5 protein-coding genes are annotated in these 5,168 nt (G+C 53.1%); 3 read left to right on the plus strand and 2 right to left on the minus strand.

Annotated elements, in window-relative coordinates; genetic code table 11:
• The first annotated feature begins 156 nt into the window (after nt 1–156).
• From AC6T8Q_RS08540 to AC6T8Q_RS08550, 3 genes are all read left to right on the plus strand, one after another.
• The gene (locus AC6T8Q_RS08540) at nt 157–876 is read left to right on the plus strand and encodes a RecB family exonuclease (protein WP_500678674.1); all 720 of its coding nucleotides are present in this window, start codon (nt 157–159) and stop codon (nt 874–876) included.
• Nucleotides 877–911: 35 nt separating this feature from the next.
• Nucleotides 912–1,343 carry an HNH endonuclease signature motif containing protein gene (locus tag AC6T8Q_RS08545; RefSeq protein WP_500678675.1) on the plus strand — a complete coding sequence of 144 codons (432 nt, stop codon included), beginning with the start codon at nt 912–914 and terminating at the stop codon, nt 1,341–1,343.
• A gap of 195 nt (nt 1,344–1,538) precedes the next feature.
• Entirely contained in the window at nt 1,539–2,192 is a 654-nt protein-coding gene (locus AC6T8Q_RS08550) for a hypothetical protein (RefSeq protein ID WP_500678676.1), read from the plus strand.
• 731 nt (nt 2,193–2,923) lie between these two features.
• On the opposite strand, the gene AC6T8Q_RS08555 is transcribed toward AC6T8Q_RS08550, so the two are convergent.
• Both AC6T8Q_RS08555 and AC6T8Q_RS08560 read right to left on the minus strand, forming a co-directional pair.
• Nucleotides 2,924–4,669, minus strand: coding sequence for an ATP-binding protein (locus AC6T8Q_RS08555; RefSeq protein ID WP_500678677.1), 1,746 nt, complete (start codon nt 4,667–4,669; stop codon nt 2,924–2,926).
• Between the two features lie 11 nt (nt 4,670–4,680).
• On the minus strand, nt 4,681–5,168 hold a 488-nt coding region (locus AC6T8Q_RS08560; RefSeq protein WP_500678678.1), incomplete at its 5' end, for a hypothetical protein.

The following is a 5,168-nucleotide window of genomic DNA, read 5'->3' on the forward strand; positions in this document are numbered from 1 at the left end:
AAGCGAGCGCGTGGGAACATTGCCAAGAAAGCCGCCAACTTGTGATAGAGCTAGCTCAAGCACTTGTTCAATTCGGCGATCTACGGAAAAACCCAAGTTTCCATTCGACTCGCCTTTCCCTTTCGGCGAATTGCTTAGTTCGCCCAACTCCCGCGTGTGTTCACGCCGAGCAATCTACTGTTCGGCTCCGCAATCCATGCGGGGCTCGCGGTCTATCATCGGGCACTCCAACAGGGCGAAGTCCTGAATCTCGCACCGTTGCACAAAGCGTTCCGGGAAACCTGGCTATCGACCGAAACGACTCGGCCCATCAGCTACAGCGGTGGTAAGGACAAAGCCGATCTATGGGCACAAGCCGAAACGTTGTTGGCGACTTATCTTGAGCAACCGCCGCCACTGGACATCTTGGCGGTCGAAGCCAAGTTCACCGTGCCGCTGCAAAACAGCGCTGGCGAATACTTAAACAAACCGCTCGAAGCGGTGTTGGACCTTGTTTGCCAACCCGACACGGGCATTGAGGTCCGAGAGTTCAAGACAAGCGCCCGGCGCTTCGGAGAAAAGGAACTGGACTATGCCCTGCAAGCGACGTGTTATGCGCATGTCGTGCAACAACGTTGCGACGAGATCCCGGAACTCAAATACGTCGTGCTGGTCAAAACTAAAACCCCTGCCATCCAAGAGATCGTTGTCGCACGCGGTGAGTACGACTTCGGCCGGCTAGGCGACATTGTGCAGTCCCTGGATCGAGCGATCGAACATGGGGTGTTCTACCCCAACGAAAATCCGCTGAATTGCAGCAGTTGCAACTTTCGGCTGGAGTGCCTGGAATGGCAGGGGAATTGTAGCGTTGAGCTAAAGCAACTAAGTTATGCATAATCACATGATTCCCTCCAGCTTTTTTAGGTTAAATCATGAACTACGATCAGGTCATCGCATTTATCGCTGAAAAAAAGAAATGGAATCGTCAGGCAACTGAAGAAGTGGTGAAAAAGCTACTTGCCATGAATTGGGGATTAATCGATATCTACATTGGCTTTAGAAGTAATTTTCAGTGTGAGTACTGTGATCGTAAATTTTTAGATAGACCTGACGACTATAAACTATGGGAAAAAGATCATATCGCAAGAAGAGCAGTTGATGATGCGGACAATCCTGAAAACATGGCACTCTCCTGTTTAATTTGTAACACAAAACTAAAAAATCGCTGGTTGCCTGATAAGTGGCCGCAGGAAAGAAGCGAGCGAATAGATGTAATTCGACTCAAGCTAAATGAGATGAGGCAACAGGTCAGCAAACAATTGGCGGATATAAGAGCCTTGGTTAACACGCCGGCTTCTAGCTAACAATCAACAAAAAAACCTTCTCATGCGGGGCAGTGCATGAGAAGGCTTATAAGCGCCTCACGAGTGGGGCAGTACCCATGAGGCAGCCTTAATTCTAAATCCTTGGCCAAGTGATGCAAGTGCCGGCACGGTCAGGATTCAGAAATTTTAGAACGGGGTATCTAGCAGGGTGTTCTTGGCCTAGTGGAGCGAACAATGCTGGCTGAAATCTTGGGCAAAGGGGGCCACGTCTGTGCCCATGCCGCCGAAGGCACGATCCGCTGCCCGTTGCTCGTCCGGCCGACCAGCGAGGACGTGATCACCGGCCACATCATGCAAGTTCTGGGCGTGATCAACCCGCGATGGTGGTTGCCTGACCTGTTGAACAGCGGACTCGGGACCACGCAATTCCGCCGGCAAGTGTTTCGTGGTCTGAAGATCAAGCTCTGGGAGAATCGGCCGAGCCTGCCTATCGATTGCTTGCCATGTCCCGAAGGCTCGACTCAAGTCGATGCCGTGCTGCGTTGGGAAAACCCGGCGACGACTATTTATCTGGAGTTCAAATACCTCAGTCCGTTGTCGGCCTCGACGAGAAACGGACCGAAGCAGGACCAACTGCTGCGGAACATCCGTGTCGGGCTCCATGAGTGCGGTTGTTACGAAACGCAGCAACTATTCCCGCAGGTGCCGCGACGGTTTTACCTCCTAGTGATTTCCCCAGAGCGGGGACATCTTCACTGTAGTCGTGATGTGCGGACTATGCTGGTTCTTCTACGACATGGCCTGCAACTATCTCGCCGACGAAACAATCTCGGACGTCTACAAAGAAGACCTCCGGGGTATGGTGAGATTCGCGGAAGCGATCTTTAAAGCCCTCGTGCCAGCCGCAGCCATCTGGGTGGTCTGGACTTTTATCGCTTGGGACTAAAAACGAGCAACCGCCAGTTCGGACGAGTGATAGAACGACTGTGGTGGGCCGGGGCACGGGCAAAATAGTCGGCGGCTGACTTTCACTTCGATCTCAAAATAACTGGGGCTATCATGCAAGCTACCAACGTTCCATGTCCGCATTGCCGTAATCAATTACTCGATGATGGCCGCTTCGCGGGGCAAGTCGTGCAGTGCCCGACTTGTCAGCAGCAATTTCAGATGCCGTTTCAGGCCACGCCGGTGATGACCAATGTGGCAGCGCCTGTGCAAGACCCGTTTGCATTTAGTGCGAAGCCTACGACATCGGCCAGCAGCTATATTGCTCCTCGTCCAAAACCATCGATCCTACCTTGGGTGATCGTCGTTGTAGCGTTCCTCCTCCTCGTGGGTGGCGTGTTTGCATACTATATGAGTCAACTCCAAAGGACTTTTGCAGCGGAGGATAAACTCAATGAGGTCTTATTTGCTTGGATGGGAGGCAAATCAATCACGGATTTTAACAAGAGTAATCCCGACATCATTCTGGATGGAAACACTTTTGGTTCGATCGCCAATATCGATTTTGACGAGGGCGTGCCTTGGGAATTGAAACGTTTCAAAGATATGTCCGAAAGCGATTTTCTACGGGCGTTGCGTGGGGAAAGTCATGCCTTCCAACAGGCCGCCATCCATTATCGCAGTCTTGATCGCAGTGGACCGTCTACGTTTAGTACAGGACGACTAGCGATGTCGTTGCTACGCTCTGGAAAGAAGTTGCGGTCGATTTGCTTGTTCTTATCGAAAAGAGTTTGCGTCTGCTTCTTTATTCGGTCTTCCATTGCTTTGTGAGCGACTGAACCACGGCGATTCACTAAAATCTGATTCAGGTTAGGAGCCAAACCAAATCGATAGCGGTTCCGCTCCCAGTTGAGGTAAAAGCACGTACTGGCTAAGCCCTCAAGCGCATTGTCCACATCGACAAGGTTTTGATCCGGGCATCCTATGGCTGCTTTGATTTCTGGCAGAGACGCGTCTGCACGCGATTGGCTCATTCCGCCGTTTGATTCGAAGAAGATCGTCGTTGCCACTTTGCGATGAAGTTGCGCCTTGCGAGTCGATTCATTGGCTTCTTTATCAAGTCGCATGCCATGTGCATCACTCTTGCCAGCGATATCGGTCGTAACCGGAACCTCCAGATTGTCGTTGCCCAATTGCTCGAATAGCGCCGCTCGAAATGTCGGGTCTTGGAGCGGAGCCAGGCCCAGAGTTAGCAATGGTTCACCGCTCACTTTGCGATGTTCTTCTTGGAAGTTGTGCGTTACCCACAGCGCCAGCATCCGTAAGACGCCGCGCGTCCGCTGGAATCGCGGCAGGCTTTGCCACTTGCGTTCGAAGACCGAGAGCACCGAGGGATGAAACGGATACGACGCGGCAAAAGTCTCGTAGGCAGATTCCGCGTCGATGCCGGTAAGCTCCTTGGCATGCTCGGCGGCCCATTCAGCATATGCAGCGACAGTCTTCCGGCCGTCGTCTGGCAAGCCATGCCACTCAAAGAGGCGTCTTCGGATGATCTCGGCCATGTCGGTGTCGGCCGACATCATGATCGCCTTGCCCAGTCGGTCGAGCATTTTCTTGAATCGGGCCTCATCGGCGCTGTCTTCCGCCGTGTATTCCAGGTCAGACGCAGGGATACTAGCAACCACGACAACGTTCTTCTCGCCTCGCGCTGTTTCGGCCAAGCAGTCGAGAAAGTTGTATAGCCGATCGCCATAGCCCTTTTTGCGGTAAGTGCTGGCGTAACTAATCACCTCGTCAAACAGAATGAGGCAGGGCCGATCCTTCGGCAGCATCGCCCGGATCGCATCTTCTTTCGGCTCAATGAATTCGCGCTCATGCTGCTCAATCACAGCCAATGATTTCACGCCACCGAGTTGCCAAGCAATTTCGCCCCAGGGCGTCTTGCGTAGGGGTTCATCCGGGCTGCTTGACCCCGGCCCGCCGCGCCCAACGAGTGAATCAAATGTCTTTCCCATGAATACAGCAAAGGCGGCCTCGGGAACGCTGGGGACGCAGGCCTTGTCCAGAATCTTGCTCACTCCCTTCCACGATTTGGCCTTGTCGCCATGTTTTGCCAGGTGGTACAGCGCGGTGAGCGAGTGCGATTTGCCGCCGCCGAACTGCGTCGACATGTTGAACACGGCTGATGTTTCAAGCTGGATGCCCGAAAGCCTTCGAATCGTTTGCGAAGCCAAATCGAGCAAGCTGCCGGTGACGTGAGTCCGCTCGAAGAAGCGATCCGGCTCCAAGTAATCCTTTGGCGCACGGCCATCCCGAATCTGGTCAAGATGGATGGCAAATTCGGAAGCATCGAATGGTCTATTGTCGCGCAGGTCTTCACGCGGCGTAACCACCTGATACCAAGGTTTAAGCTTCGTCATCAACTTCCCCTTTAAATTTTCTCGAATCGCCCGAGATTGTTATCGAGCCGCCAGAACTTGAAATAGCCCCAGGGAAAGGTTTCACCTTCTCCCCGATTGCCAACGACTATCACCGTCGCACCCGTCAGGCGCTTTCGGTCTTCCGGCGTCATGCCGCCAATCACATCTTCCGTCAGTTTAGTGATCAACTGACGGGTTCGCTCCCAATCACGACGATAAGCGATAACGACTCTCAGCGGCGCGCGAATGCACAGCACCTTCCACAGTGAATAGGCAACGCGCGTATCTTTGGGATGATTTTCGAGCTCTATGACCGCTAACGGAAATGGCCACAGAAGAGGATCATCCGTTGTTTCATCAGCCTTCGGCAGTGCTGTCACGTCAATGCTTAAATACTCTTTGCCCGCTTGAGGCAGACGATGTGATGGATTCCACTTAGCCGCCGCTTCCCAGCCCAACTCTTCACAGGCACGCACAACGACGGTCGTAAGCGAGTTCG

The sequence above is a fragment of the Bythopirellula sp. genome (genome assembly GCF_041737835.1).
Classification (GTDB): domain Bacteria; phylum Planctomycetota; class Planctomycetia; order Pirellulales; family Lacipirellulaceae; genus Bythopirellula.